Raw genomic sequence first — 24,344 nt, forward strand, 5'->3', positions numbered from 1 at the left:
CCGCCCGGCCCCGCGCGCGCCCGACGGAGTCCGCCGTACGGACTGCGGACACCGCCCCGGGCGGACCGCCCGGCCGCTACGCGTCCAGGGTGAACCGCCCCGCGCCCGGGCCGGTCAGCAGGCCGGACGGCAGGTGGCGGCCGTAGGTGAGCAGCAGGAGGTGTTCGGCGCGGCCCTCGACCAGCGCCGGGCCCCCGCCGTGGGACCAGCCGGTGTCGGTGGCCCGCAGCCGGACACCGTCGAGCCGGGCGCCGAAGAAGCGCAGGCTCCGGCGGGAGACCGTGGCGAGCAGGGCGGTGACCCGGGGCTGCGGCAGGCGCGACGGCAGGCCGAGCGCGACGGTGATGTCGAGGCCGTGGACGACATCGTGGCCGAGCGCGGCGATCCGGCCGCCGACCGGCGGGCGCCAGGGGTGTTCGGCGTGGTCGGCGAGGGCGGCCGCGAGTTGGCCGTCGGTCAAGGCGGCGGCGTCGCGGCGGGCCACCCGGTCGGTCATCCGGTGGAGGGAGCCGCCGGCCCGCAGGAGGTCCGCGAGTGTGCGGGCGGTGGAGTACCGGAAGCCGGTGCTCATGTGGGCGGCGACCTCCCGGACCCGCCAGCCGAAGCACAGCGACGGCGCGTTCCACTGATCCGGGGTGAGCGCGGTGAACACCTCGGCGAGTTCCCGGCGTTCGGCCGCGATCTGCTCCCGGATCCAGTCGACGGCCTGGTCATGCTGCACGGTTTCCATGCCTCCAGCCTGCGGCCGGGGCCGTCCGCCCGTCCAAGACCAGGAAGTTCTGCCACCTATGATCAGGAGTTATGGAACTCCGGCAGCTCCAGTACCTCGTCACTGTGGCCCAGCACGGCAGCTTCACCCGGGCCGCCGAGCTGCTGCACCTCACCCAGCCCGGGGTCAGCGCACAGATCCGGCAGCTGGAGAAGGAGTTGGGCCACCGGCTGCTGGACCGCTCCGGGCGCGGCGTCCGGCTCACCCGGGTCGGCGAGGCGGTCCTCCCGCACGCGCAGGCGGCGCTCGCCTCCGCAGCGGCGGCGCGGCAGACGGCGCAGGACTTCGACGGGCTGCGGCGCGGGCACGTCCGGCTCGGGCTGGTCGCCGGGGCGGCACTGGCCCCGCCGACCGGGGTGGACGACCTCCCCGGGCTCGCCACCACGCTCGCCGCGTTCCGCAGCGCCCACCCGGGCATCAGCCTCTCGCTGGCCGAGAGCACCACCGGGCGGATGCTCGGCGACCTGCGCGAGGGGCGGTTGGACCTCGCCGTGCTCGGCCTGCCCACCGCCGCGAGCGGCCGCGACGGCGACGACGGCTGGCAGACGCTGGCCGGGCTCGCCGTCCACACCGTGTTGGAGGCGCCGCTGTTCGCCGCCTTCGCCGAGCACCACCCGCTGGCCGACGGCCCGGACGGCGCCCTGCCGGTCGCCGCGCTGGCCGGGCACGCCCTGGTGAGCACCCCGCGCGGCACCGGCCTGCGGACGGCGCTGGAGCGCGCCCTGGCCGAAGCCGGGGCACGCTCCACGGTCGCGGTCGAGGCGGCCGCACCACCGCAGCTGGCCGATCTGGCCGCGCACGGACTGGGCGTGGCCGTGCTGCCGGATCCGGCACCCGTTCCCGGGCTGCGGACCCGGCCGCTCATCGACCCCGTGCCGCTGGTGCGGATCGCGCTGGCCTGGCCGGCCGGTCGCCCCACGGCGCCACCCACCGCCGCGCTGCTGGGCCACCTGCGCACGACCTACCCGGGCCCGCGGGCCGGCGCCTGACGCGGCCGGACCGGCGGCCGGACCGGGGGCCCGCCCCGGCCCCCGGTCAGGGCGTGGCGGCTTCCGGTCAGGACGTGGCGGCCGCGGCGCCGTCGCCGATGTGCAGGATCGCGTCGGCCCCGTCGAGGACCGCCCGGTCGAGCGGGAAGTAGCCCTGCTCCGGCGTGGTGTCGGTGCGCGTCCGGCCACCGGCGACCGCGCCGGGCTCGACCAGGCCCCAGGTGGCGGCCCGGCGCTGGAGCGCGCCCTCGTAGGTGTCCGGCTCGGGCGCCTGGAGCCCGATGGCCTCGCTGCGGCCCAGGCTGCCGGGGACGAAGGTGTACGGCTCGTCCAGGGAGTGCAGGATGGCGCCGGCGCCGTTCCAGGTCAGGTCCATGTCCGCCACCCGTATGGCGCTCGGGTTCCGTTGCAGGTGGACGTTGTGGGCGAAGACCACGGTTGCGCCCCGGCGGGCCTCGTCGCGCCGGATGTCGAGGAGGTTCTGGGCCATCAACACGTCCCGGATGCCGAGCAGGCCGGACATCCGGGCGGCGCCCGGCTCCAGCCGCCGCGCCGACTGCCGGTGGTAGCGCAGCAGGCCGCGGCCGGCGGTGAGATGGGTCCTGGCCCTGAGCCACTCGGCGCGCGAGGTCGCCGCGACCAGTTCCGGGGCCCGCGCGTACAACAGGGTGAGCAGGTCGTCGGCGATCACCCGCAGCTGCTCGGCCTCGGCGGTGGCGCCGGGCGACGTCTCCGGGTCGAGGACCGCCTCGGGGCGGCTCCAGCGCTGGTCCTCGCCCGCGAGGCCGGCGAGGTCGAGGTCCACTCCGAGGTAGTCGCGGGCGTGTTCGAGGTAGCGCCGGGGGCTGGGTGCGCTGGTGTTCTCCGTCTGGGTGTCGAAGCCGTGGAAGGCCAGGCGCTCCTGCGGCGGCCGGTTCCGGTTGTACTCGCGCATCCAGGCGACCAGGCGCCGGTTGGCGTCCAGCTCTCCGAAGCCGTGGGAGAAGCCCTCGCTCATCGCCGTGTCGAGGGCCCCCACCCCCTCCTGGACGAAGTCGTTCACGGTGAGGGCCGCCACCCGGTCGGTCTCGACGGCGATCGACCGGAAGCCCCGGTCGACGAGGTGGGCGAACAGTTCATTGCGGATCAGCGCGAACGCCGGTTCCTGGTGGGTGGGTTCGCCGAGTGCCAGCAGGGCGCACGACGCGGGGACGAGGTCTCGAATGTCCTGGCTCATGACCCTCAAGCGTATCCTTGAGAGAACGGTTGAGACTTTTCCGGCTCCAGCCGCTCAATCACCCGCCGAAGCCTCAAACCGGTGAGAGTCACATGCGACCGTCCGACCTCGCCCGCGGGCACGGCATCTCCACCCAGGCCGTCCGCAACTACGAGCGGGACGGGTTCCTCCCGCCCGCCGAGCGCACGGCCAGCGGCTACCGGATCTACACCGAGGTGCACGCGGCCGCCCTCGACGCCTACCTCTCCCTCGTCGCGGCGTACGGCCACGCGACCGGCGGCCGGATCATGACCGCGCTCCACCGGGGCGGGCTGGACGACGCCCTGACGGTCATCGACCGCGGCCACGGCCGGCTGCTCCGCGACCGGGAGACCCTCGACGCGGTGCGCACGGCCGTGGACCACCTGACGACGCGATCCGACGCGGCCCGCCCTGACTCGGCCGGGCCCGACACGGCGCGGGGCCCGGCGGCGGTCCCGGGCGTCCGGAGCATCGGCGAACTCGCCCACCGACTCCTGGTCACCCCGGCGACCCTGCGCAACTGGGAGGCCGCCGGCATCCTCACCCCCGCCCGGGACCCGGCCACCGGACACCGCGTCTTCGGCGCCGACGACATCCGTGACGCCGAACTCGCCCACCTGCTACGACGTGGCGGCTACCCGCTGGAGCACATCGCCACGGTGGTCCGACAGGTCCGGACGGCCGGCGGCACCGACTCCCTGGCCGGCGCCCTGGCCGGCTGGCAGCGCAGGCTCACCGCGCAGGGCCTGGCCATGCTCGACGCGTCCGCCCGGCTCGGGCACTACCTGAGCCTGCTCGGCCATCCCGTTCATCGTCCAACACACCTGCCATGAAGGCGAGTTGACACCTACGGCCGCCCCCCGCCCCGGTGCGCTCAGCCGACGCGGGTGAGCCGGGTGGTCCGGGGCGGGGTCGGGTCGGCGGGACCGGCGGCGCGGTCGGACTCGGGGCGGTCGGGGTTGGCGAGCAGGATGGAGCGCTGCAGCCGGCGCAGCCCGGCCGAGGGTTCCATGCCCAGCTCCCGTACCAGGGTGTTGCGCAGGCGCTGGTAGGCCTCCAGGGCCTCGCCTCGTCGGCCGGAGCGGTGCAGGGCGATCATGTACTGGCCGTGCAGGCTCTCGTGGGTGCGGTAGCGGTCGACCAGGACGGTGAGTTCGGCGAGCAGCACACGGTGGCGGCCGAGCCGTAGGTCCGCCTCGATCCGCTGGTCCAGGGCGCAGAGCCGGGTCTCCTCCAACCGCTTGGCCTCGATGGCGAGTTGTCCGCCGAGCGGGACGTCGGCGAAGGCCGGTCCGCGCCACAGGCCGAGCGCCTCGCCCAACTGGCGGGCGGCGAGCGGAAAGTCACCGCCGTCCATGGCCCGGTAGCCCAGGCCGGCGAGGCGGTCGAACTCCTGGAGGTCGACCAGTCCGGCGCCGCTGTTGAGCAGGTAGCCGCCGGCCGAGGTCACCAACACGTCCTTGGCGCCGCAGGCTTCCCCGGCGGCGTCGCGGCGGCCGAGCGCCCGGTCGATCATGTCGCGCAGCTGGAGCACGTACGTCTGCACGGTGGTACGCGCGCTGCGCGGCGGATGGCCGGACCACAGCTCATCGGCGAGGACGCCCGCCGGGACGACCTGGTCGGCCCGCAGGGCCAGCAGCGCGAGCACCTGCCGCGGCTTCGGCGCCGACGGCACCACCGACGCCCCGCACACCTGGACCCCCAAGGCCCCCAACACCCGGATCTCCATGACGTCCACCCCAATCCAGACGGATCGGCGACCCCGACGGCCACCGGCCGGCCAGCGCTACAGCTGCCGCACGGCCTAGCACCCGGTGCACATCCAAAAACAGGACGGACGGTTTGTCAATACAAAACCGAACGCACTGTTTGTTTTTGAACGGAGGATCGGCCGTCGGAGCGCGGCGACCAGCCGACGTGCGCGCCATCGCGAACGCCGGCCGTCCACGCCCGCGCCCCACCGTCCACGCCCCACCGTCGCTGTCGCCGTCGACGTCGCGAACGGCTCAGCCGCCGTCGGCGCCGGCCGCCGCCAGCTCGGCCACCACCCGCCCACCGCGGTCCGGGCCCAGGTCGAGCGTGGCCAGCACCCCGGGCACCGCGATGCTCGGCATCAGATGCTGGTACAGCACGGCCACCCGGCGCTCCAGGTCCGCCCGGCCGGACATCTTCTGGGACTGGATCTGCACGCCCGTCCAGGCGCCCGTCACCAGCCACGCCGTCTCGGCCGGCACCACGTGCGGCAGCAGCTCGCCCCGCTCACCGGCCGCCGCCAACAAGGTCTCCGCCCGGCGGATCCACCCGGGCGCGGCGCCGCCGCCGAGGTCGCCGAACACGTCCTGGCCGAGCGAGAGCCGCGCGCCCGCACTCAGCAGCGGGTCACGCGGCATGAGATGGGCGACGACCATCCCCAGGTCGACGAACTCCTGGAGCTTGCACTGCCGTTCGGGGAGTTCGTCCTGGCCGAACTGCTCCTCCACGACGCCCTGCGCGAGCTCCCGCTTCGACGCGAAGTGGAAGTACACCGCTCCCCGGGTCACGCCCGCACGGGCGACCACCTCACCGATCGTCGCCCCCTCGTACCCGTACTCGTCGAAGACCGACGCCGCCGCCTCCAGGATCAGCCGACGCGTTCGGATCGCCCGCTCCTGTCGCACCACCGCAACCACCCCACCCGAAACGCTCGGCAAACAAAACCAAACACCCTGTATCTTACCCGCCGGTCAACCGGCGATCCCTCCTCCCCAGGTCGCATGCACCCGCCTTCGAGTCCGGGAAAACCACGTGGACGGTAGGGGTCGGGAAGGCGACCTGCACCCCTACCGAAACAGACAGAGGCGGAATCCGGCTCACCACTTCCCGCCGCATCCCCATGGAATCGCCATGCCGTGATAATGCACCTGTCACCCCACCCGCGAGGGAGTCATCGCAGGCCAGAGCACATCCATCCGCATCCAGGCCGCCCGACCGCCCACCGTTCGACACCCGGAGCGACCATGCGAACACACTCGGCCGCCAACGAACCTTCACTCAGGCTCCTTGAAAAGCAAACCGGAAGGTACGTATCTTACGAGCCCTGAGCAGCCCACCCCGCCCGTCACGGCCTCCCGGAGCGCTCCCATGACTCTGCTTGCCTACCGTGCCCCCGCCATCTCCCGTGCCACCGGCGCGAGCCACGGCGACACCCCCGGCCTCGCCGCCGGACCGGACCTGCCGACCGGCCCGATACCGCGCCTGACCAGCACCGTTGCCAAGGAGTACGTCCACCGGGCCTGCCACGCCGAGGTCTTCCTCACCGGCAGCGAGCAGCTGAACGAGACCACCTTCTCCGTCAGCGCGCAGTGGCCGCGGGCCCACACCTTCTTCAGCACCCCGGACGGCACCCGGCACGACCCGATCCAGGCCGCTGAAACGATCCGCCAAGCCGGGCTCTACCTCGCCCACACCCGGTTCGGCGTCCCGCTCGACCACAAGTTCATGATGTGGAACCTCGACTACACCACCCACCCCCGCCACCTGCTCATCGGCGCGACGCCCACCGACCTCAGCATCGAGGCCAGACTCGTCCCACAGCCACGCCGCACCGGCACCACGATCGACTTCACCCTCAGCACCGTCGTACGACGCGGCCCTCACCTCGCGGCCACCGGCCACGCCCGGTTCACCACCGTGCCGGACTCGACCTACCGGCGGCTGCGCGGTGCGCGCCGCGAAGCCGACCCGACGCCGGCGCCCGCCGTTTCCAGCGAGCCGCTGTCCCCGGCCCGCGTCGGCCGGATCCGCCCGTGCGACGTCGTCCTGACTCCGGCCGAGGCGCCCGGGACCTGGCACCTCACACCCGACCTCTGGCACCCGATCCTCTTCGACCACGCCAACGACCACATCCCCGGCATGGTCCTGCTGGAGGCCGCCCGCCAGGCCACCAACGCGCTCACCTCACCGGTCACCGTCAGCCCGGCCTGCGCCGCGACCACCTACCACCGGTACGCCGAGCACCACGTCCCCACCACGATCACCGCACGCCACACCCCCGGCGAGGACCCGGACGCCCTCATCACCACCGTCACCGGGCACCAGAACGGCGAGCCGATCTTCACCACCGTCCTGACCGGCCACGCCGACCAGCGCTGACCGGCACCGCCCGCCGAAGCACCGACCTCCCCACCCAGCCCGTCCGACCGCCCCGGTCGGACGGGCCGTCGGCACGTCGCGGACGAACACTTCCCACGGACTGGCACCGGACGAACACCTGCGCGAGGATGTCAGCCCTTGGATTCGCTGTAACGGGGAGTACACAGTGCGTGAAGTCGCTTCGCACCAGAACGAGTTGATCAGACTGACGGACCGTCCCGGCACCGACGACGCCCCCGGCCACGAGGGGCGCACCGGCGGCCGGAGCGTACGGGTGCGGGTGCTGGGCCGACACGCGCCGGGCTCCCTGCTCGGCCACGACTGGCTGGACTGCGAGATCACCGTCACCGCCGACGGGGTCCGTGGGCACTTCGTCGCACTGGTGACGGAGCGTCAACTACGGCGTTGGGAAGTGGCCTTGGACCGGCTGGACCGACACGAGGCGGTGCGCTGGCTGGATGAGGAGCACGGCCCGGAGCTGCGGATCGAGCCCGGGCGGCCCGGCGGGGTCTGGGTGACCGTCTCCGACGCCGAGGAGTCCGGTGTCACCCTCCGGGTCGTCCTGTCCCCCGCGTCCGGCTGGCCGGACGAGCAGCGCGCCCTGCTCAAGCGCGTCCGGGACGCCTATCCGTCCGAGGTGGTCGAGGTGGCCCCCGGCGTCCACGCCTGGCGCGGACAGCAGGACAGCAGGACACCGACGGCTGACGGCTGACGGCTGACGGCTGATCACGACCTTTCCGGTACAGGGTCCGGCACCCGGCCCAGCGAGCGGTCGGCAGCGGCGAGGAGGAGAAGCACGGCGGCACCGCCGAGCATGAACCAGGCGAGGTGGTGCAGCCCGCCGGTGGTCGCGCCATGGGCGAAGAAGGCGGCGTTCGCGGCCGAGGCCGCCATCGCGCCGAGGTACATGAAGGTGCGCAGCAACCCGGCCGCCGCGGCGATCGCGGCCGGATCGGCCTGATGGTAGAGCGCGGTCTGGTTGGCGAGTCCGATCAGCCCCTGCGGGACGCCCGCCAGCACGCCGACGGCGATCAGCAGCCCGGCTCCGCTACGCGCTTCCGATGCCAACAAGGCGACACAGGCGATGAGTTGCACGGCGGCACCGGCCAGCAGCTTGCCCCGGACGGCCGGACGCCGACCAGTGACGGCGGAGACGGTCAGCGCGGTCAGCGACAGCGGCAGCATGGCCAGTCCGGTGGTGGCGGCGGTCAGGCCCCGCCCCTCCTCCAGCCACTGGGTGAAGCCGTAGAGGAAGGCGTAGGTGGCGGTGCAGCCGAGGAGTTGGCGCAGATAGGTGGCGATCAGCGGGCGGTTCCCGGCGAGCGCCCGCAGGTCGATGAACGGGTTTCGGGCCCGCGACTCCCGCACGGCGAAGGCGACGGCCGCCGCGACGGCGAGGACGGGCAGACACCACGCGGCCGGCCGGGGCTTCATCAGGAACAGCATCAGCGCCAACAGCATGGCCGCGAACAGGGCGATCCCGCCGTAGTCGAGCCGGTCCGGCTTGTTCGATATCTCCGGTCGGCCCGATATCTCCGGTCGGCCCGATGTCCCCGGTCGGCCCGTCAGATCCGGCTGGTCCCGTAGATCTCGTAGATCTCGTAAATCCCGCTCATCCCTCCGGCCCCGGCGGACGGCGGCCGGCAGGCGGATCGCCCCCAGGACCAGGCAGGCCAGCGAGAGCGGGACGTTGACGGCGAAGACGGCCCGCCAGCCGCCCACGCCGATCAGGACGCCGCCGAGGGTGGGGCCGATCACGGCGACCGTCTGGCTGGCGACGGCGAGGACGGTCAGTACTCCGGTGGGGCTCTCCCGCCCGGTCCGCTCGGCCTTGCTGCGCGTCAGGTGCATCGCGGCGGGATAGGCGGCCGAGGTGCCCAGCCCCAGCAGTACCCGGGCGGCGACCAGCAGCCCGAGCGACGGGGCCAGCACGCCGAGCAGCCCGGCGAGGCCCACCACCGCCGTCCCGATGAGGTAGAGCCGGCGCGGACCGTAGCTGTCCACCAGCCGCCCGATCACCGGCTGGCCGACGGCGGTGGCCAGGTAGAGCGCGGAGACCAGCCAGGCGGTCTCGGCGGGCGGAGCGCCGAAGGCGGCGCCGACCGGCACCAGCGCCACCGCGATCATCGACGAGTTGACCGGGTTGAGGACCGAGCCGAGCACCATCGGGGCGAGCAGCCGACGGTCGAACTCCCCCGCCGGGGGCCCCTGACGGCGCCGCGAGCGGATCCGGGCGAGCGGGGCGAGCGGGGCGGCCGGGCCGGTCATCGCCGGTTCAGCCGGTCGATCAGGGCCAGCGCCGCCAGGACGGTGGAGCGCTCGGCCTCGGTGACGTGCTCCTGCAGGGCCCGGGCCAGCTGTATATTCCGGGCTTCCAGCGCGGCCCGGCGGCCCCCGATAATGGCGACATGATCGACAAGCAACTCCGTGTCGTCCTCGCCGAGGACTCGGTGATCCTCCGGGACGGCATGGTCGAACTCCTCACGGCACGCGGTTGCACGGTGGTCGCCACCGCCGGGACGGCACCCGAACTGGTCGCCGCCGTCGCCGAGCACCGGCCCGACGTGGCGATCGTCGACATCCGGATGCCGCCCAGCCACACCGACGAGGGCATCCGCGCCGCCGTCGAGATCCGCGCCGTCGCACCCGAGGTCGGCATCCTGGTCTTCTCCCAGCACGTCGAAACCGCCTGGGCGGCCCGGCTGCTCGCCAGCGGCGCCGCCGGGATCGGCTACCTGCTCAAGGAGCGCGTCGCCCGCACCTCGGAGTTCGTGGACGCCCTGCACCGGGTAGCCGACGGCGGCACGGCGCTCGACCCGGAGATCGTCAACGGCCTGCTGCACGGCGGCCGGCGCAGCCGGGTGGACGTGCTCACGCCGCGCGAGCGGACGGTGCTGGAGCTGATGGCGCAGGGCCACTCCAACCGCTCGATCGCCGGGCTTCTCGTGGTCTCGGAGCGGGCGGTGGAGAAGCACGTGGCCGCCGTCTTCACCAAGTTCGACCTGCCGGCCACCGAGGCCGACAACCGACGGGTCAAGGCCGTCCTCGCCTACCTCGCCGAGAACGGCGCCTGAACCGCCCTTACCGGCGGCGGTGGCGACAGTGGCGGCGGCGACAGCACTGTCAGCGCTGACGGCGGTGCCGGCGGCAGCGACCGGTTGCGGTCGGCCGTGCCGGGCGCCTCCGTTCCGTGGCCGCCCGTCACAGGCGACTCGGAAGTTCGGCGGTGACCGTCGTCGGCCCTCCTGCCGGGCTGTCCACCCACAGCACCCCGTCCACCGCCGCGAGCCGATCAGCCAGGCCAGACAGGCCGGTGCCACTGCCGACGCGGGTGCCACTGCCGACGCGGGTGCCACTGCCGACGCCGGTGCCGGTGCCACTGCCGACGCGGGTGCCGGAACCCGCGGCCACCGCTGCGCCGCCGCGGCCGTCGTCGCTCACCGTCAGCCGTACCCGTCCGTCGGCCGCGCTCGCCGTCAGCTCCGCCGACGAAGCGCCGCTGTGCTTGGCGACGTTGGTCAGCAACTCGGCGGCGCAGAAGTAGACGGCCTGCTCGATCGCCTCGTCCGCCCGCTCCCGCAGGTCCAACCGCACCGTGACCGGTACCGGCGAGGTGGCGGTGAGCCCGGGCAGCGCCTGGGCAAGGCCGCCGTCCAACGCCACCGGGTGGATGCCCCGGGCGAGCCGCCGCACGCCCGCGATGGTGTCGTCGGTCTGCCGGCGGGCCCGCTCCACCAGGGTGCGCAGCCGCCCCACGTCCGCGGCGTCGCCCGGCCCGAGCGGCCCTGTCGGAGGCTCACCGAGGGCGTCGTCGGCCAGCGAGAGGGTGATGGCGAGCGCGACCAGTTGTGCCTGGGTGCCGTCGTGCAGATCGCGTTCGAGGCGGCGCAACCGGTCGGTGTTCTCGACCAGCAGGGTGGCTCGGGCACTCTCCAGCTCACGCACCCGCTGCTGCGAACGCACGGGGCCGAGCAGCAGCCGGGCGAGGCCCCGGTTGGCCGCGCTCACCACCCGCAGGGCCGCCGGCACGGCGGCCAGTACCGCGAGCCCGGCCGGCACCGAGAACACGTCCAGCCAGCCCACCGGCCTCGGGCCGGGTTCCAACAGCCGCACCCACAGGGCGAAGCCCGCCAGCCAGGCGCAGCTGAGCGGCAGTCCGACCGCCGCCAGGAAGCCGAACACCCCGAGCGGCAGCCGCAGGAGCAGGTAGAGCAGCGCCCGCCAGGCCACCGGATCGGTGAGCACCGCCCGGCCCCGGGCGATCACCCCGGACGGCCGGGGCAGCACCCCAGGGGCCGGCACCAGCTCGCCGAGCAGCCGCCGGACCAGCCGCCGGTGCAGCCCGCCCAGCCCGCGCGCCCCGGCCAGGGCGGCCACCACGAACGGCAGCCCGAGCACGGTGAGCGACAGCAGCGCCCCCGCGTAGAGGACGGCCACGGCGTAGACCCCGCCGAGCACGCCGAGCGGCAGCCCGAGCAACGCGAAGGCCAACTCGCCACCGCGCACGGACCGGTACCGCCGCCACTCAGCCATCGTCCACCTCCTGCCTCCGCTCGTCCTCACCCGCTGTCCCGACCGCGCGACCACACGACCACCTCGCGGACGTCGTCGCTCGGGGCCCGCCGAACCCGGCGAAGGCCTGTGCTGATCCCCGCCCCTCCCCGTCCCTCCCCGCCCCTCCCCGTCCCTCCCTGTCCTCACCTGTCATCCCCGCTCACCGCCCACCGCCTCGACCGCGGGCCCGCGGATCGCCCGTAGCCCGGTGCCCAGGATCCCCGGTACCGTCAACGCCGCCGCACCCGCCAGCACCCAGGCGCACGCCCCACCCGGCACCACCGGCACCACCGACCCGGTCACCGCCCGGGCGAACGCCCCCGAGGCGACCGCCGCGACCGCCGCGCCCAGCAGCACGCCGACCGCCGTGGTGAGGGCCGCCTCGACCGACAGCATCCGTAGCAGCTGCCGCCCGGTAGCGCCGACCAGCCGCAGCAACGCGAACTCGCGGCGCCGGTCGGCCGTCAGGGCGACCAGGGTGTTGACGGTGGAGACGGCGGCGAAGCAGACCAGCATCCCCAGCTCCGCCTCGCGCAGCCAGACGTCCGTCGCCTTCGTGACGCTGGTCGCGGCACCGGTCGCGCGGACCACGTGCTCGGCGGTGCTCGTCATGATCAACATGGTGCCCGACAATCCGACCAGCAGCGCGATCGGCACCACGGCCGAGGAGAGCCGGGCCGCATAGCCGCGCAGGTTGGCGTCGGCGAGCCAGCCCACGCCGGGGGCCAGCGCCCGCACCGGCGCGCCGAGCACGGCGGCCACGACCCGCGCGGCGAACGGCCCGAGCAGGGCCAGGGCGATCAGCAGGACCAGCGAGCCGAGCATCGTCGCCTGCCCCGCCTTGTCCAGTTCGTCGGCCGTCCGGGTGGCGGCGAGCCGCAGCAGCAGCACCCCGCCCGCCAGCACGGCCACCCCGGCCAGCAGCCGCAGCACGCCCGTCCGCCGCCGGCCGGAGGTGTCGGCGGTCAGTGCGGCCGCCGGGCTGAGCCGGGTGATCCGCCGCGCGGCGAGAGCGGTGGCGACCAGACCGACCAGCAGCGCCACCACCAGCGCGACCAGCATCGGCCCCGGTGTTCCGGGGATCCGCAGCCCGGGTGCGGCCAACCCGCGCCGTTGGAGCGCGGCGAGGAAGCCCCCGGCGGCGAGGGCGCCGGCCGCCCAGCCGGGCACGGCTGCCAGCAGGACGGTCACCGCGACCTGGGCGCGCACCAGCCGCCGCACCTGACGGGGTGTCGCCGCGACCGTCCGCAACAGGGCGAGGTCGCGGTGCTGCTGGCGCAGCGTGAACCCCAGCGCGTTCACCACGACGAACAGCGCGACCAGGACGGCGATCTCGCCGAACGCCCCCGCGATCAGCAACAGGCCCGGCCCGGCCACCGCCCGGCGGGCCACCGCGGCGGGGGCCGTGACCTGGGCGGCGACCAGCGAGCCGAACAGCGTCACGGTCGCCACCGCCAGGAAGAGTGCCACCGCCAGCCCGGCGAAGGCGGCCGGTCGGCGCCGGATCTGCCCGGCGGCCAGGGAGAGGACGGGGCTCATCGTGCACCCCCGCCCAGCCGACTCAGCCGCTCGCCGACCTGCGCGGCGGTCGGTCGGACGAGTTCGTCCACCAGCAGCCCGTCGGCCAGCAGCAGCACGCGGTCCGCGTAGCCGGCGGCCACCGGGTCGTGGGTGACCATCACGCACGTCCGCCCGTCCAGGTCCACGCCCGCGCGCAGCAGATCGAGGATGTCGTGCCCGGTCGCCCGGTCGAGCGCGCCGGTCGGCTCGTCCGCGAACACCACGTCCGGCCGCGCGACCAACGCCCGGGCGATCGCCACCCGCTGCTGCTGACCGCCGGACAACTGCCCGGGCCGGTGCCGCTCACGCCCGGACAGTCCGACCCGGGCGAGCGCCGCCAGCACCTGAGCCCGCTCCGGTCGCGCGCCCGCGAGCCGTCCGGGCAGTTCGACGTTCTGCGCGACGGTCATCGCGGGCATCAGGTTGAACGCCTGGAACACGAACCCCACCCGGGTGCGGCGCAGCTCCGCGAGCCGCCGCTCGGGCAACCGGGACACCTCCGTCCCACCCCACCGCACGGTGCCCCGGGTGGGACGGTCCATCCCGGCGAGGCAGTGCAGCAGCGTCGTCTTGCCGGAGCCGGAGGGGCCCATCACCGCCGTGAACGTCCCCGGCGCGAAGGCCACCGACACCCCACGCAACGCCCGGACGGCAGCCCCGCCCCGCCCGTACTCCCGGTGCAGCCCGTCCCCGGCCAGCGCCGCACCCGCCACCCCGTCGTCCGCCGCCGCCACGGCGGCTGTCGTCATCCCGTTCATGCCCTCCATCCTGGGCATGCGAAGCCGCACGATCGATTGTGCTGGCCCCCCGATTCGAGGTTCGGAAAACCGAACCCCCCAGCTCGCCCTGAGTCCCGTCCCAGAACCACCTGAGCGACGGCACGGAGCCGCATGCCCCGTGAACGGCGATGTAGTGCGCGACCGGGAATGGCGCAGCGAGAGCGATCCGGGCGGCACCAGAGCGCGTGGAGGCCGGATTCCCGGTCGGTGAGCGCGTCTTCGGCGGCCAGGTCGTCGACTCGGCGAGCAGCGCCCCGCCCGCTCCCCCTCCGTCGCCGCGAAGCGTCTCCTCGCCCTCACCTGCCGGGTATGCGCGAACCGTCCGGCCGACGGGGGATCATGACCGGGTGACCATCGACCTGCTGCCCGGCCGCGGCGTCCGCCTGCCGGCGCCGCTGCCCGAGCTGCGCTTCGGCCTCACCGAGGCATCCGCCCTCCGACTGCTGTCCCCGCACGGCGAGGCCCTCCCGGACGGCACACCGGTCCCGGCTGACGCAGCAGTCCTCAGCGGCACACCGAACCCGCACGGAACAACGATCCCCGGCGGCGTGCATCCCACCTTCGTCTGCGGCTCGACCTGGGCCCTGCACTTCGCCCTCCCCGGGGTGGGCATCACCCTCTGTTCGGGCGAGGGCGAACGCCTTCGGAGCGTCTTCGTCTCCCGCCGCCCGGTGGCGGGCGAGGCCGCCTGCCCGGTCGGCCTCCACGGCGTCGACGTCTTCGGCCGGCCCGCCCACGAGGTGGTCGAGGCGCTGCGCGCCGGGGGCCTGCCCGTGCCCGACCCCACCCACGGCCGCGTCCGGTACGGCACGCTGCACCTCAGCCGGGACGCCCCCGCCCCTCGGCCCCCGGCAGGCGGGCGAAAGCCGCGCCACGAACTCCCGTTCACCTTCGGCCTCGTCTCCCTCTCCGCCCCCGAATCCGCCACCCCGCGCCCACCCCACCCCCAGGAGTCGACATGACCACCACCCCGATCAGCACCACCCCCCTGACCATCGCCGTCCTCGGACCGGGCGGCGTCGGCGGCCTGCTCGCCGGCCTGCTCGCGCGTGCCGGGCACCGGGTGATCTGCCTGGCCGGCGAGGACACCGCCGCCGTCCTCAACCGGGACGGACTGCACGTCCGCAGCGGGCAGTTCGGCGAGTTCACCGCCCGGGTCGAGGCCGCCACCGAACTGCGCGAGCCGGTCGACGCCGTGTTCGTGACCGTGAAGGAGACCGCGCTGGCCGACGCCCTCGACCGGCTGCCGCCGCAGGTCCTCGGCGCCGCCGTCGTGGTGCCGCTGCTCAACGGGCTCGACCACGTCGCGGCGCTGCGCGAGCGCTACCCGACCGGGCAGGTCGCGGCCGGCACGATCCGGGTCGAGGCCACCCGGACCGCTCCCGGGCGGATCGAGCACACGAGCCCCTTCGTCGTGCTCGAACTCGCCGGGCCGGTGGCGGACTTGGCCGATCGGCTGCGGCGCACCGGGCTCACCGTCGAACTGCGCGAGGACGAAACGGCGATGCTCTGGAGCAAGCTCTCCTTCCTCGCCCCGTTCGCGCTGCTGACCACCCGGTACCGCAGCGAGATCGGCGTCGTCCGCACCGCGCACCGGCCCGAACTGCTCACCGTGCTCGACGAGATCGCGACCGTCTCCGGCGCGGCCGGTGCCCCGGCGGACGCACCGGCCCTGCTCACCGTCTTCGACCGGCTGCCCGGGTCGATGAAGTCCTCGATGCAGCGCGACGTGGAGGCGGGCCGCCCGACCGAGCTGGACGCCATCGGCGGCGCCGTCCTGCGGGCCGCCGCCGCGCACGGGATCGACACCCCGGCCCTGGCCCGACTGGTGCGCGAGCTGTCCGAACCGGCCAAGCAGTAGTGCTTGCGGCGGCGTTCACGTCACGGGTAGAACTCGTGACGTGACGTCAGCCACCCACCGCAACGCTCCCGCATGGAGCCACGTCGAGGACTTCCTGCGCGCACACGAGGCCGACCGGATCCCGCATCCGGGTGGCACGTTGCTGGCGCACCTGGCCCGGGTCGCCGCCCTGCTGGCCCAGTGGGGCACCGAATCCGCCGTCCAGGCCGCCGGGTTCTGCCACGCCGCCTACGGGACGGACGGATTCGACGGCGCCCTGCTCGGACTCGGCGATCGGGACGCCCTGGTCGAACTCATCGGCCCACGCGCCGAGTCGCTGGTCTACCTGTACGCGAGCTGCGGGCGGGCCGCTGTCTACCCGCGCCTCGGCCGGGACGAACGGCCGCTGTTCCACGACCGGTTCACCGGATCGGACCACACCCCGCCGGAGGAGGACCTGCGCGCCTTCCTCGCCCTGACCGCCGCCAACGAGCTCGACGTCCTCGCGCACAACGCCGGGCTGGCCACCCGGTACGGCCCTGGCCTGTACGAACTGTTCGCCCGGACCAGGGACTTGCTGCCCGCCCCGGCCTGGGCGTACTGCGTACGGCAGATCGGACCCGACGCCACCGGAATGTGATCCTCCGTCAACTTCCCTCCTGGCCGATAGTAAAGGTTCACCCATGATTCACCCGGCCGGACGGAACCACCGGCGGGCGATCGGGCGTTGTTGCCGGCGGGAGGGATACAGACATGACAAAGAAACCGTACCGATTGGCCGCCGCCGCACTCGCGCTGCTCGCCACCGCCCCGTTGCTCAGCGCGTGCAAGGACGTCGACCAGGCGCTCGACTGCGGGAACCGGGCCGTCAGCATCGCCGGCGACGTCCAGGACCTTGCCGGATCGGCCATCAACGTCGGCCAGCTCACCGACCAGGAGCGTCGCAAGCACACCGCCGACGCGCTGAAGAAGGTCGGTGACGACATCAAGAAGCTCCGCGACAACAACAGCGGAGACAAGATCGACAAGGCCACCGACAAGCTGAACAAAGCCGTTACCAACGCCCAGGACAACGTCTCCAAGGGCAAGCTGCCGGACATCGGTGCGATCACCGATGCCGCCGGCGACGTGACCAAGGCCTGCGCCGGATCCTGACCCCGGTCCTGGCCCTGATCCCGAACCCGATCCTGGCCCTGATCCACCGACCGCACCACCGGCTTCCGGCTCCGCACCCGCGGGGCCGGAAGCCGCCCAGGGCGTGTCCCGGCCCGTCGCCCACCGCCCGGGCCCCGCCGGACGGTAGGAATGGCACCGGGACCGAACCGCACCACGGAGGCACCGGTGAACCACCCGATCCTCGACCAGATCCGCGAGCTCCGCGCCGAGTTGACGCCCGGGGACGCCGCCCCCGCACTCCTCATCGCGCTCGCCGACGGCACGGCCCCGCGCTCGGCCCTGGCCGAACTCGCCGCCCAGCAACGACGGATCATCACCTCCGACCGGCGCAGCCTGCTGCTGCTCGCCACCCGCTGCGCCGACCACCCGGTGGGCGCCTGGTTCGCCACCCTCGCCGAGGGTGAGATCCTGAACGGCGAGCCCGCCGCCACGTCCGCCGCCCTGGTCGCCAACTTCGCCGCCTGGGGTGATCGTTTCATCTGCCATGCCGCCATCCTGGCGTACCGTCAGGATGGTGCGACAAGCGACCGACACCGGGCAGTTGCTCCGCCCGGCCAGTGCCAGTCTCGGCATTCAACGTAGGTGAAGCGTGTCACCATTCTTCGGTGAGACTGCTCAACCTTCACTGCGACTGGAAGACCGACATCGCGAGTTCAACCTGAGTAGTTGTACAGTCCCGCGTGGCTGACCGGGTCAGGAGCCGACTGAGCGCCAGAACCTTCTGTCGCCATCAAGTCGCGGGCGGCTCCGAGAGGGAATTGCCCGGTGCGATCGTGATCAATGACGAGGTAGGGCCGGCTCGTCATCAGAATCCAGCGGAAGTTTGGAATTGCTCGTTGCCGGGCGGGACGTCGGCAGGTCCCGGCATCGCCGGATCGGGGAGAAGAGCAGGATCAGTGCGGCGAGTGGGACCCCCGCTGTCATGATGGCCATGGCACTGCGGAGGCTGAGTGCGGTTCCGAGTGCGCCGCCGAGCAGTGCTCCGATGGGGATCGTTCCGTAGCTGAGAAATGCGGTGCTTGCGGTGAGGCGACCGAGGAGATCCGGCGGGCAGTAACGTTGCTGGAAGCTCGCCTTGATGATGTTGCCAGCGACGACGCCCGCGGAGACGCTGAAGCCACCTGTCACAAAGAGCAGGATCCCGGCTCCGCCGACGGTCAGCGGGATGAGCAGACCGAGCACGGGAAGGCCCAGTTCGAACAGCAGTATCGCGCGGGCCGTGCCGATCCGGTGAGCAACCCGGCGTGCGGCGAATGCCCCAGCTACGCCTCCGGCACTGGTCGCCGCGATCAGTACGCCGACCGTCCCCGGGGTCAGGCCGACGCTCCGGACCAGAAAGTCCACCTGGATTGACTGGTATCCCATAAGAGCCAGGTTGGAGGCGGCCCCGAAGAGTGTGAACGTGCGAAACCAGGGGTCGACGGCGATCAGCCGCAGGCCTTCGCGGACTTCACTGATCAGTGAAGTGGGGCGATGTTCGGTTCTGGTGATGCGTGGCTCGCGGTGCCGGATGCCTGCGAGGCACAGGAGGGAGACGAGGAATGTCGCGGCGTTGGCGAACATCCCGTTCACCGCACCTGCCAACTGTGCGATCAGGCCACCGGAGCCGAGCCCGGCAATCTGCGCGGCGGATGCGCTGCCGTGCAGTTTGGCGTTGCCTTCGGGCTGGTCATCGGGTTCCAGAATGCTGGGGAGATAGGCGCTGTAGGCGGTTTGGAAGAACACCGCTGCCGTGCCTGTCAGCAGGGCGACGGCCAGCAGTAGTCCGATACTCAGCTGGCCGGACCATGCGGTGACCGGGACGCTGGCGAAGAGTACGACGGAGACCGCGGCGGCGGCCAGCATGATCGGTCTGCGTCGCAGCCGGTCCACCCAGACACCGACCGGGAGACCGATGATCAGCCAAGGGGCCCAGGCGGCGGCGCTCAGCAGGCCGACCTCGAACGTACTGACGTGCAGGATGGAGACGGCGACCAGTGGCATCGCCACCCCGGTGACGGACGCGCCGAACTTGCCGGCGGTCTCGCCGCACCACAGCAGGCGGAAGTCGCGGTGGCGACGCAGGAGGCCACCGCGTATGCCGTAGCTCATGCGGAGCCACGCTCCTTGCGGGGGAAGGACTGGAGCTGCACGACGACAGGAAGCGCGTCCGGGGCGGGCTCTGCGTCCGGAGCAGGGGTATGGCGGGCGATGACAGCCATCAGCTCCGCGTTGAGCGCCTCCAGCTGCTTCGGGGTCATCCGCAGGTCACTCCAGTCCGAGACGGTGCCGGCGCTCCGCCACCTGTCGTCCCAGTCCTCGCTGATGTAGTTCACGACCCGGCTGAAGTACTGCTGCAGCAGTTCGTGCAAATAGACCGACAGCGCGCCCCGGGTGTCGGGATCGTCGCGGAAATCGGCAGTGTTCAGCTCATTCGAGACGTCGACCCTTCTCCACCAGCGCTCGCGTTTCGTGCCCCGTCCGGTTTCCTCCACGATGAAGCCGTGCTCGGCGAGGTGGCGTAAGTGCCAACTGATGGTGCCGGTGTTCTCCCCGAGGCGTTCGGCGAGCCTGGTGGCGGTTGCAGGGCCGTCCAGACTGAGCAGTTCAAAGATGTTCATCCGCAGCGGATGGGCCAGCCCCCGCAGGCTGCGCGCATCGAGGCGCCGGGTGGGCTTGGCGGGCTGTGATGTGCGTTCGGGTTCGTCGGACATGCCAACAGCGTAAGATGCAGAGTCTCCTCTGCATAGGGGTCTCTGCAGAGAAGGCTCTGCCAGTGCGTGGCCTCGCTGTCGGCTCGGTGGGTGAGACGGGACAATCGATGTCCCGTCTCATTTGATCTTTGCCGTTTGCATGGTGCCTGAACTGGGCTGATGTAACGGGTCGTGAGACCGGATGGCCTCGCTGGTCTCACATCTCGTTGTCGCTCAGGCGGGTTTGGTGCCGGGCGTCTCAGGTTCGGTTGCCGCTGATCTGCGTTTCGAGGTGGGAGAGGTTGAGGAGTCGATAGACCGTCGACTGGGAGACCTTGAACTTCTTGGCCAGGGCGGGAACGCGGGCGCCGTCAGCGTGCTGCTGGATGAGGTCCTGGACCTGGTGGTCGGTGAGCTTGGAAGGACAGCCGCCGATGCGCCCACGGACTCGGGCGGAAGCGAGGCCGTCGTTGGTGTTCGCGGCGACGAACTGCGCGTTGAGATCGGCGAGGATGGCGAGCATGCCGAAGAGGTCGCGGCCGTCGAGGCTTTCGCTGTCGATCTGCCGCTGGAGGCGGACGCCGCGGTTGCGGAGGTCGGTGCCCAGGACGACCAGGTTCTGGACGGAGTAGAAGAGTCGGTCCAGGCGCGTGATCTTGAGGGTGTCGCCGGCCCGGAGGCGGGGCAACAGCAGGTCGTGCTCGGGCCAGGCTGATTTGTGGCCGTTGGCGCGCTCGACGTAGATGTCCTTCTCGGCGACGCCGGCCGCGAGGAGCGTGCTGATCTGGGTGACCGGGCTGGGCCGATCACGGTGCGGACATAGCCAACGGTCATCGGGCCGTCGGCGCGTTCGACCACCGGGGAGTCGAGCCGGCGGTTGTTTCGGGTCATCGGGCTCCCGCGTGGGTGTGGTGGTGGTGCTCGGCCTCGATCCAGAGGGTGAGAGGGTCGTTGGAGGCGATCTTGTCGTCCCAGTAGCCGAGGGCGGCGCGGTCGCGAACCTCCTGGACGAAGCGCCGGTAGTCACCGGTGCCGCCGGTGAACGGCAGCGCCCGCAGGGCGGGTGTCAGGAAGAGGTCAGCCAGCGCGACGACCTCGGGATAGCTGCAGGCCGCGAGGGTGACGCTCTGGCCGTGACCGGCCTAGGCCGGGCCGCGCAAGGCGGATCGGCGGCGGTCCAGGGCCTGGGTGAAGCGCCGGTTGTCCCACCACGTGCCGCAGATCCGCAGAGCGTCGTCCATCGCCCGGCCGACGTCCTGCCAGCCGTGCCGGCGGATCAGCCGGTAGTGGCGGCGCTGGGCCTGGATGCCCTGGCAGGGGGCCGGCTCGGCGGCTGCGGGGGCCTTCGGTGCGGTGTGATCGCGGCGGGCTTCGAACCGGTGGACGCGGGTGCGGTGTCCGGGGCGTTGCGGGTGCTGCCGCCGGTGCCGGCGGACGGGACGGTGGACATCGAGGAGGCCGTCGGAGCGGGGGTCGTCGAAATGGCGGGCGCCGAGGCGGGCACGGTGGCCCTGAGCGACGGGCCGGTTGCCGTCCTGATGTCTCCGTTGTCGCTGCACGCGGCGATCGAGAAGGCGGCGAGCGCGACGCTCGCGCCAGCGGTGAACAAGCGGGTGCGGGAGGTGCGGACGGACATGCGGTCGTGCCCCTTTCTGCATGTGCCCAGGTGGTGCGTCGATCGGACGACCGAAGCTTGCTGAGCGAACCGTCCCAGCCGCCACGCCTGGCGCCAGGACAGGAATGCTGGGACGGCGAAAGAGGCTCTGACCAGCTGGTACGGGAAGAGCCTGGAACGCCGGAATGGGACGCCGGGGGTACGGCGGGGACGGATGCCGGAGGGCACGGGGGCCGCGGAGACGGAGGAGCTCGCGCGGTTGGCACGCGAACTCAAGGCCCGCTCGGGCCCGAGCTACGGAACGCCGGCCAAGCGGCTGCACCCGAGCGCGTCGACGCCGCACCGCTCCTGCAACGGCACGGCGCTGCCCCACGAGCACGTGCCGGCGGAGCACTTCGCACGGGTGCGCCGGGCGGCCCCGGAAGAGCCGGCGCTCGCTGATACACGACGGATACAAGGCCCGGACGGAGACCGGCCGGACGACCGGCGCGTGGTGTGACCAATGGCCGGGTACCAAGGTCCTACCGGGTTCTTGGTGTGAGGGGGCATCGAACATGCGTCTGCTCTTTTGGTCAACGGCCTTGGCGAGTAGCAGCGTTGCGGTCGCGCTCGCACTGTGGGCGACCCTCGGGGACGCCGCCGGGGCCGAGCTCGCGAGTGCCGTCGTCGGAGCGGTCGTCGGGCTCGCCGGGCTCGTCGCCTCGGTGTACGCGCTGCGGCGGGACGGACAGGCCGCGGGCAGCGCCGTCCGGGCCGACGGGCGCGGCGCGGTCGCCGCCGGAGGAAGCGTGACCGGTAACGCGATCGGCGCCGACAGCAGGGTCGCCGGCGCACCCCGGGCCCCGCGCTCCGTGTCCGGTCCGACGAGAGCCGTCTTCGCCCAGGGCGAGGGCGCGGTGGCCGCCGGGGGCGACGTCGCCGGCAACGCGCTGGGCCAGGGCGGCGAGGTGGCCGGCTGATGCCGGGGTCGCGCTTCCGGCGGCGCGGGAAGCAGGATCCTTCCGAACCCGAGCAGCCGACCGAGCACGTGGAGGTCCGCGGCGGCGGGGTCGGGGCCGGCGCCGATGTGGCCGGCAATGCCATCGGACCGCGCAGCTCTGTGACGAACAACTTCAACTACTACGGGACAGCGGAGCCCGACCCGCACACCGGTACCCCGGTGCCGACCGGCACGGCACCCCCGGTAACGATCGTCCAGGACGAGCGCCGTTACCAGGTGTTCGTGAGCTCGACCAGCCTTGACCTCAAACGGCACCGCGAAGCCGTCATCGACGAACTCGTCAAGGAGGGGTACATCCCCTCCGGCATGGAGCTCTTCGACGCCCGGTCGGAGGGCGCTTGGGAGGTCGTAGAGCGGGTGATCAACGACTGCGACTACCTCGTCCTCATCCTCGGGGCGCGCTACGGCGACCTCGCCGGAGGCGAAGTTGGTTTCACAGAGCGGGAGTACGACCACGCCCGCTCTCTGGGCAAGCCGATCCTGGTCTTCGTCCACGCCAACCCGGTCGAGTTGCACACCGACAGCTGGCAGCCGACACCGGAAGACATGGAGCGGCTCGAGGTCTTCCGGGAGAAGGTACGGACCGAACGCCTCTGGAAGCCGTGGCGCACGACCGCGGACCTGAGGAACGGCGTCACCCGGTCGCTGCGGCTGGCGGTCCGGCACAATCCCCAGCCCGGCTGGGTCAAGGGTAACTCGACCGCTCACACCTTCTCCGCCGAGTGGCAGAACCTGGTGGCCCCGGGAACGCAGATCGGGGTGGTTCGGATCAGCGTGGACGGGCAGGCCGGCAACGCCCTGAGCGAGAACCTCGGGAAGGCCTCGTCGATCGGGATCATGTCCACCAGCGGGAAGCGGCTGATCGAGATCCAGACGCCCTACCTGACAAAGGCACTCGCCGCCGGCGCGCGGATCCGCGTCCTGGTACCGCTCCCCGACGGGCAGTTCCTCGCCGACGTCGACGAGTCCGAGTCGCTGTGGGACCAGCGCTCGCCGATCACGGCCGAGGTGCGCGAGGTCGAGGCACGGCTGCGGGCGATCGTCCGTGAGGCCGGGGCGCGCAGTACGGCCGCCGGATCGGTCGAAATCGGCTTCTTCACCACCCACTTGCGGTCCACGATGATTCTCTGCGACCGGGCCTGGGGATGGGTCACGCTGACCCTGCCGCCGGCGAGGGCCCCGGAGACCCCGTCCCTGGAACTCCGCGGGACCCCGGACTTCGGTCTGATCGACGCCTGCTGGAAGCACTTCGATCGGACCTGGGCCATCGTCGGGGAGCGTGGCGAAGTGAGGACGATCTCGTGAGGCGGACTGCGATGGACCTGTGGGACACGGTGGCCCTCTCCCCCGCTGCGGCGAACCGGTGGCGCAACCGGCTCTCCACGGCCCAGGCCTTCATGCGGGAACGGCAGCACCTGCCGGGTGTGCTGATCGAGGTCGCGGCCCAGCACCCGCTGGTCGACCGGGCCACGCCCGGCGAGGAGTTCGCAGCCCGGCTGCGTCGCGGCCACGAGCTCTTCCAGGAGTACGCGGACACCGGTCGACCGGTGGAGATCTACGTGCCCGGCAGCCGCCACCGGCACCTCGGGGTCGAGGACGAGAGCAGCCTCAGCCGGGCGGGCGGGGACTTCCTGGGAAAGCTCGGCATCCCGTCCTCGGCCGTCCACGGCGACGACCTCAACGAGCGGTACAAGGGCGACGCCGGCGTCTACGGTTCGGCGGACGAGTGCTTTGTCGCCGCCTCGTACTTCAAGGACGGGGACTTCGGCACGCTCGTCTCCGTCTGCTCACCGGCCCAGATGATGCGCAAGACCGTGCACTACCTGCAGTTCGGGGTGTACCCGCTGAACCACACGGCGCCGACTCCGGAAGGCTTCCACGACTTCCTCTACGAGCTCCTGGTCGCGGTGCCCCAGGTCATGAGCACGGACGACACGCTCCAGGACGCGGGCTCGGACGGAGCGGAGCGTCTGCGGGCCGACCGCCGTCCTCCGCCCCGCTGACGCACGCCTCGACGGGGCC

General features: G+C 72.6%; 26 protein-coding genes and 1 pseudogene. 15 read left to right on the forward strand and 12 right to left on the reverse strand.

Annotation, left to right across the window (positions count from 1 at the left end; translation table 11 throughout):
• Positions 1–76: 76 nt before the first annotated feature.
• The gene (locus tag P3T27_RS16180; protein WP_280678918.1) at positions 77–730 is read right to left on the reverse strand and encodes a maleylpyruvate isomerase family mycothiol-dependent enzyme; all 654 of its coding nucleotides are present in this window, start codon (positions 728–730) and stop codon (positions 77–79) included.
• Positions 731–801: 71 nt separating this feature from the next.
• Here P3T27_RS16180 and P3T27_RS16185 point away from each other — a divergent pair, with 71 nt between their 5' ends.
• Positions 802–1,758, forward strand: a complete 957-nt coding sequence (locus tag P3T27_RS16185) for a LysR family transcriptional regulator (RefSeq protein WP_280678920.1) — start codon at positions 802–804, stop codon at positions 1,756–1,758.
• Positions 1,759–1,825: 67 nt separating this feature from the next.
• Here the strand turns inward: P3T27_RS16185 and P3T27_RS16190 are convergent, their stop codons facing one another.
• Positions 1,826–2,974 carry an erythromycin esterase family protein gene (locus P3T27_RS16190; protein WP_280678922.1) on the reverse strand — a complete coding sequence of 383 codons (1,149 nt, stop codon included), beginning with the start codon at positions 2,972–2,974 and terminating at the stop codon, positions 1,826–1,828.
• Positions 2,975–3,066: 92 nt separating this feature from the next.
• On the opposite strand from P3T27_RS16190, the gene P3T27_RS16195 reads away from it, so the two are divergent.
• Positions 3,067–3,828 carry a TioE family transcriptional regulator gene (locus P3T27_RS16195; RefSeq protein ID WP_280678924.1) on the forward strand — a complete coding sequence of 254 codons (762 nt, stop codon included), beginning with the start codon at positions 3,067–3,069 and terminating at the stop codon, positions 3,826–3,828.
• Positions 3,829–3,869: 41 nt separating this feature from the next.
• Here P3T27_RS16195 and P3T27_RS16200 read toward each other — a convergent pair whose 3' ends face one another.
• Together P3T27_RS16200 and P3T27_RS16205 are read right to left on the reverse strand one after the other, a co-directional pair.
• The gene (locus tag P3T27_RS16200) at positions 3,870–4,724 is read right to left on the reverse strand and encodes an AfsR/SARP family transcriptional regulator (RefSeq protein WP_280678926.1); all 855 of its coding nucleotides are present in this window, start codon (positions 4,722–4,724) and stop codon (positions 3,870–3,872) included.
• Between the two features lie 277 nt (positions 4,725–5,001).
• Positions 5,002–5,655, reverse strand: coding sequence for a ScbR family autoregulator-binding transcription factor (locus tag P3T27_RS16205; RefSeq protein WP_280678928.1), 654 nt, complete (start codon positions 5,653–5,655; stop codon positions 5,002–5,004).
• Positions 5,656–6,115: 460 nt separating this feature from the next.
• Here P3T27_RS16205 and P3T27_RS16210 point away from each other — a divergent pair, with 460 nt between their 5' ends.
• Together P3T27_RS16210 and P3T27_RS16215 are read left to right on the forward strand one after the other, a co-directional pair.
• Positions 6,116–7,126 carry a ScbA/BarX family gamma-butyrolactone biosynthesis protein gene (locus tag P3T27_RS16210; protein WP_280678930.1) on the forward strand — a complete coding sequence of 337 codons (1,011 nt, stop codon included), beginning with the start codon at positions 6,116–6,118 and terminating at the stop codon, positions 7,124–7,126.
• Between the two features lie 166 nt (positions 7,127–7,292).
• Complete coding sequence (locus P3T27_RS16215) at positions 7,293–7,838, forward strand: DUF5959 family protein (RefSeq protein WP_280678932.1); 546 nt, start codon at positions 7,293–7,295, stop codon at positions 7,836–7,838.
• Positions 7,839–7,852: 14 nt separating this feature from the next.
• Here P3T27_RS16215 and P3T27_RS16220 read toward each other — a convergent pair whose 3' ends face one another.
• Both P3T27_RS16220 and P3T27_RS16225 read right to left on the reverse strand, forming a co-directional pair.
• On the reverse strand, positions 7,853–9,292 hold the full coding sequence (locus P3T27_RS16220) for an MFS transporter (protein WP_280679289.1): 1,440 nt from the start codon (positions 9,290–9,292) through the stop codon (positions 7,853–7,855).
• A gap of 98 nt (positions 9,293–9,390) precedes the next feature.
• The gene (locus P3T27_RS16225; protein WP_280678934.1) at positions 9,391–9,549 is read right to left on the reverse strand and encodes a hypothetical protein; all 159 of its coding nucleotides are present in this window, start codon (positions 9,547–9,549) and stop codon (positions 9,391–9,393) included.
• Between P3T27_RS16225 and P3T27_RS16230 the strand changes: the two genes are divergently transcribed.
• Positions 9,535–10,200 carry a response regulator transcription factor gene (locus P3T27_RS16230; protein WP_280678936.1) on the forward strand — a complete coding sequence of 222 codons (666 nt, stop codon included), beginning with the start codon at positions 9,535–9,537 and terminating at the stop codon, positions 10,198–10,200. The genes P3T27_RS16225 and P3T27_RS16230 overlap by 15 nt on opposite strands.
• 127 nt (positions 10,201–10,327) lie before the next feature.
• Here the strand turns inward: P3T27_RS16230 and P3T27_RS16235 are convergent, their stop codons facing one another.
• The 3 genes from P3T27_RS16235 to P3T27_RS16245 all read right to left on the reverse strand — a co-directional run bounded on the left by P3T27_RS16235 (position 10,328) and on the right by P3T27_RS16245 (position 13,989).
• Positions 10,328–11,659, reverse strand: a complete 1,332-nt coding sequence (locus tag P3T27_RS16235; RefSeq protein ID WP_280678938.1) for a sensor domain-containing protein — start codon at positions 11,657–11,659, stop codon at positions 10,328–10,330.
• 171 nt (positions 11,660–11,830) lie between these two features.
• On the reverse strand, positions 11,831–13,219 hold the full coding sequence (locus tag P3T27_RS16240) for an FtsX-like permease family protein (RefSeq protein WP_280678940.1): 1,389 nt from the start codon (positions 13,217–13,219) through the stop codon (positions 11,831–11,833).
• On the reverse strand, positions 13,216–13,989 hold the full coding sequence (locus P3T27_RS16245) for an ABC transporter ATP-binding protein (protein WP_280679291.1): 774 nt from the start codon (positions 13,987–13,989) through the stop codon (positions 13,216–13,218). The genes P3T27_RS16240 and P3T27_RS16245 overlap by 4 nt, the downstream gene beginning before the upstream one ends.
• A 377-nt stretch (positions 13,990–14,366) precedes the next feature.
• Between P3T27_RS16245 and P3T27_RS16250 the strand changes: the two genes are divergently transcribed.
• The 5 genes from P3T27_RS16250 (at position 14,367) to P3T27_RS16270 (ending at position 17,617) form a co-directional block, all read left to right on the forward strand.
• Positions 14,367–14,981, forward strand: coding sequence for a hypothetical protein (locus P3T27_RS16250; RefSeq protein ID WP_280678942.1), 615 nt, complete (start codon positions 14,367–14,369; stop codon positions 14,979–14,981).
• Positions 14,978–15,880, forward strand: coding sequence for a 2-dehydropantoate 2-reductase (locus P3T27_RS16255; RefSeq protein ID WP_280678944.1), 903 nt, complete (start codon positions 14,978–14,980; stop codon positions 15,878–15,880). The genes P3T27_RS16250 and P3T27_RS16255 overlap by 4 nt, the downstream gene beginning before the upstream one ends.
• Positions 15,881–15,920: 40 nt before the next feature.
• Entirely contained in the window at positions 15,921–16,499 is a 579-nt protein-coding gene (locus P3T27_RS16260) for a DUF6817 domain-containing protein (RefSeq protein ID WP_280678946.1), read from the forward strand.
• 113 nt (positions 16,500–16,612) lie between these two features.
• Complete coding sequence (locus tag P3T27_RS16265) at positions 16,613–17,014, forward strand: hypothetical protein (protein ID WP_280678948.1); 402 nt, start codon at positions 16,613–16,615, stop codon at positions 17,012–17,014.
• Between the two features lie 186 nt (positions 17,015–17,200).
• Positions 17,201–17,617 carry a hypothetical protein gene (locus P3T27_RS16270; protein WP_280678950.1) on the forward strand — a complete coding sequence of 139 codons (417 nt, stop codon included), beginning with the start codon at positions 17,201–17,203 and terminating at the stop codon, positions 17,615–17,617.
• 195 nt (positions 17,618–17,812) lie between these two features.
• Here P3T27_RS16270 and P3T27_RS16275 read toward each other — a convergent pair whose 3' ends face one another.
• From P3T27_RS16275 to P3T27_RS16285, 3 genes are all read right to left on the reverse strand, one after another.
• Complete coding sequence (locus P3T27_RS16275) at positions 17,813–19,126, reverse strand: MFS transporter (protein WP_280678952.1); 1,314 nt, start codon at positions 19,124–19,126, stop codon at positions 17,813–17,815.
• Positions 19,123–19,728, reverse strand: coding sequence for a helix-turn-helix domain-containing protein (locus P3T27_RS16280; RefSeq protein WP_280678954.1), 606 nt, complete (start codon positions 19,726–19,728; stop codon positions 19,123–19,125). The genes P3T27_RS16275 and P3T27_RS16280 overlap by 4 nt, the downstream gene beginning before the upstream one ends.
• Before the next feature lie 238 nt (positions 19,729–19,966).
• Positions 19,967–20,734 (reverse strand): recombinase family protein, encoded by a 768-nt coding sequence (locus P3T27_RS16285; RefSeq protein WP_280678956.1) that lies wholly within the window; start codon positions 20,732–20,734, stop codon positions 19,967–19,969.
• Here P3T27_RS16285 and P3T27_RS16290 point away from each other — a divergent pair.
• The 5 genes and pseudogenes from P3T27_RS16290 (at position 20,616) to P3T27_RS16310 (ending at position 24,325) form a co-directional block, all read left to right on the forward strand.
• On the forward strand, positions 20,616–21,407 hold the full coding sequence (locus tag P3T27_RS16290; RefSeq protein WP_280679315.1) for a hypothetical protein: 792 nt from the start codon (positions 20,616–20,618) through the stop codon (positions 21,405–21,407). The two genes, P3T27_RS16285 and P3T27_RS16290, sit on opposite strands and share 119 nt — an antisense overlap.
• 129 nt (positions 21,408–21,536) lie before the next feature.
• Positions 21,537–21,749, forward strand: a pseudogene (locus P3T27_RS16295) (transcriptional regulator); the annotation flags it as partial.
• 154 nt (positions 21,750–21,903) lie between these two features.
• Complete coding sequence (locus tag P3T27_RS16300) at positions 21,904–22,281, forward strand: hypothetical protein (RefSeq protein ID WP_280678958.1); 378 nt, start codon at positions 21,904–21,906, stop codon at positions 22,279–22,281.
• Positions 22,281–23,627 (forward strand): DUF4062 domain-containing protein, encoded by a 1,347-nt coding sequence (locus P3T27_RS16305; RefSeq protein WP_280678961.1) that lies wholly within the window; start codon positions 22,281–22,283, stop codon positions 23,625–23,627. Before P3T27_RS16300 ends, P3T27_RS16305 begins: the two co-directional genes overlap by 1 nt.
• Positions 23,624–24,325, forward strand: a complete 702-nt coding sequence (locus tag P3T27_RS16310) for a hypothetical protein (RefSeq protein WP_280678963.1) — start codon at positions 23,624–23,626, stop codon at positions 24,323–24,325. Before P3T27_RS16305 ends, P3T27_RS16310 begins: the two co-directional genes overlap by 4 nt.
• Positions 24,326–24,344 lie beyond the last annotated feature (19 nt).

Source organism: Kitasatospora sp. MAA19, assembly GCF_029894125.1.
In the GTDB taxonomy this organism is placed as follows: domain Bacteria; phylum Actinomycetota; class Actinomycetes; order Streptomycetales; family Streptomycetaceae; genus Kitasatospora.

What these genes read in the sequence shown, in the direction of transcription:
- P3T27_RS16245 (WP_280679291.1), bottom strand. Translation starts at nt 13,989, where the DNA reads ATGACGACAGCCGCCGTGGCGGCGGCGGACGACGGGGTGGCGGGTGCG.
- P3T27_RS16230 (WP_280678936.1), top strand. Translation starts at nt 9,535, where the DNA reads ATGATCGACAAGCAACTCCGTGTCGTCCTCGCCGAGGACTCGGTGATC.
- P3T27_RS16210 (WP_280678930.1), top strand. Translation starts at nt 6,116, where the DNA reads ATGACTCTGCTTGCCTACCGTGCCCCCGCCATCTCCCGTGCCACCGGC.
- P3T27_RS16240 (WP_280678940.1), bottom strand. Translation starts at nt 13,219, where the DNA reads ATGAGCCCCGTCCTCTCCCTGGCCGCCGGGCAGATCCGGCGCCGACCG.
- P3T27_RS16190 (WP_280678922.1), bottom strand. Translation starts at nt 2,974, where the DNA reads ATGAGCCAGGACATTCGAGACCTCGTCCCCGCGTCGTGCGCCCTGCTG.
- P3T27_RS16195 (WP_280678924.1), top strand. Translation starts at nt 3,067, where the DNA reads ATGCGACCGTCCGACCTCGCCCGCGGGCACGGCATCTCCACCCAGGCC.
- P3T27_RS16265 (WP_280678948.1), top strand. Translation starts at nt 16,613, where the DNA reads ATGACAAAGAAACCGTACCGATTGGCCGCCGCCGCACTCGCGCTGCTC.
- P3T27_RS16275 (WP_280678952.1), bottom strand. Translation starts at nt 19,126, where the DNA reads ATGAGCTACGGCATACGCGGTGGCCTCCTGCGTCGCCACCGCGACTTC.
- P3T27_RS16220 (WP_280679289.1), bottom strand. Translation starts at nt 9,292, where the DNA reads ATGGTGCTCGGCTCGGTCCTCAACCCGGTCAACTCGTCGATGATCGCG.
- P3T27_RS16235 (WP_280678938.1), bottom strand. Translation starts at nt 11,659, where the DNA reads ATGGCTGAGTGGCGGCGGTACCGGTCCGTGCGCGGTGGCGAGTTGGCC.
- P3T27_RS16255 (WP_280678944.1), top strand. Translation starts at nt 14,978, where the DNA reads ATGACCACCACCCCGATCAGCACCACCCCCCTGACCATCGCCGTCCTC.
- P3T27_RS16280 (WP_280678954.1), bottom strand. Translation starts at nt 19,728, where the DNA reads ATGTCCGACGAACCCGAACGCACATCACAGCCCGCCAAGCCCACCCGG.
- P3T27_RS16200 (WP_280678926.1), bottom strand. Translation starts at nt 4,724, where the DNA reads ATGGAGATCCGGGTGTTGGGGGCCTTGGGGGTCCAGGTGTGCGGGGCG.
- P3T27_RS16180 (WP_280678918.1), bottom strand. Translation starts at nt 730, where the DNA reads ATGGAAACCGTGCAGCATGACCAGGCCGTCGACTGGATCCGGGAGCAG.
- P3T27_RS16305 (WP_280678961.1), top strand. Translation starts at nt 22,281, where the DNA reads ATGCCGGGGTCGCGCTTCCGGCGGCGCGGGAAGCAGGATCCTTCCGAA.
- P3T27_RS16185 (WP_280678920.1), top strand. Translation starts at nt 802, where the DNA reads ATGGAACTCCGGCAGCTCCAGTACCTCGTCACTGTGGCCCAGCACGGC.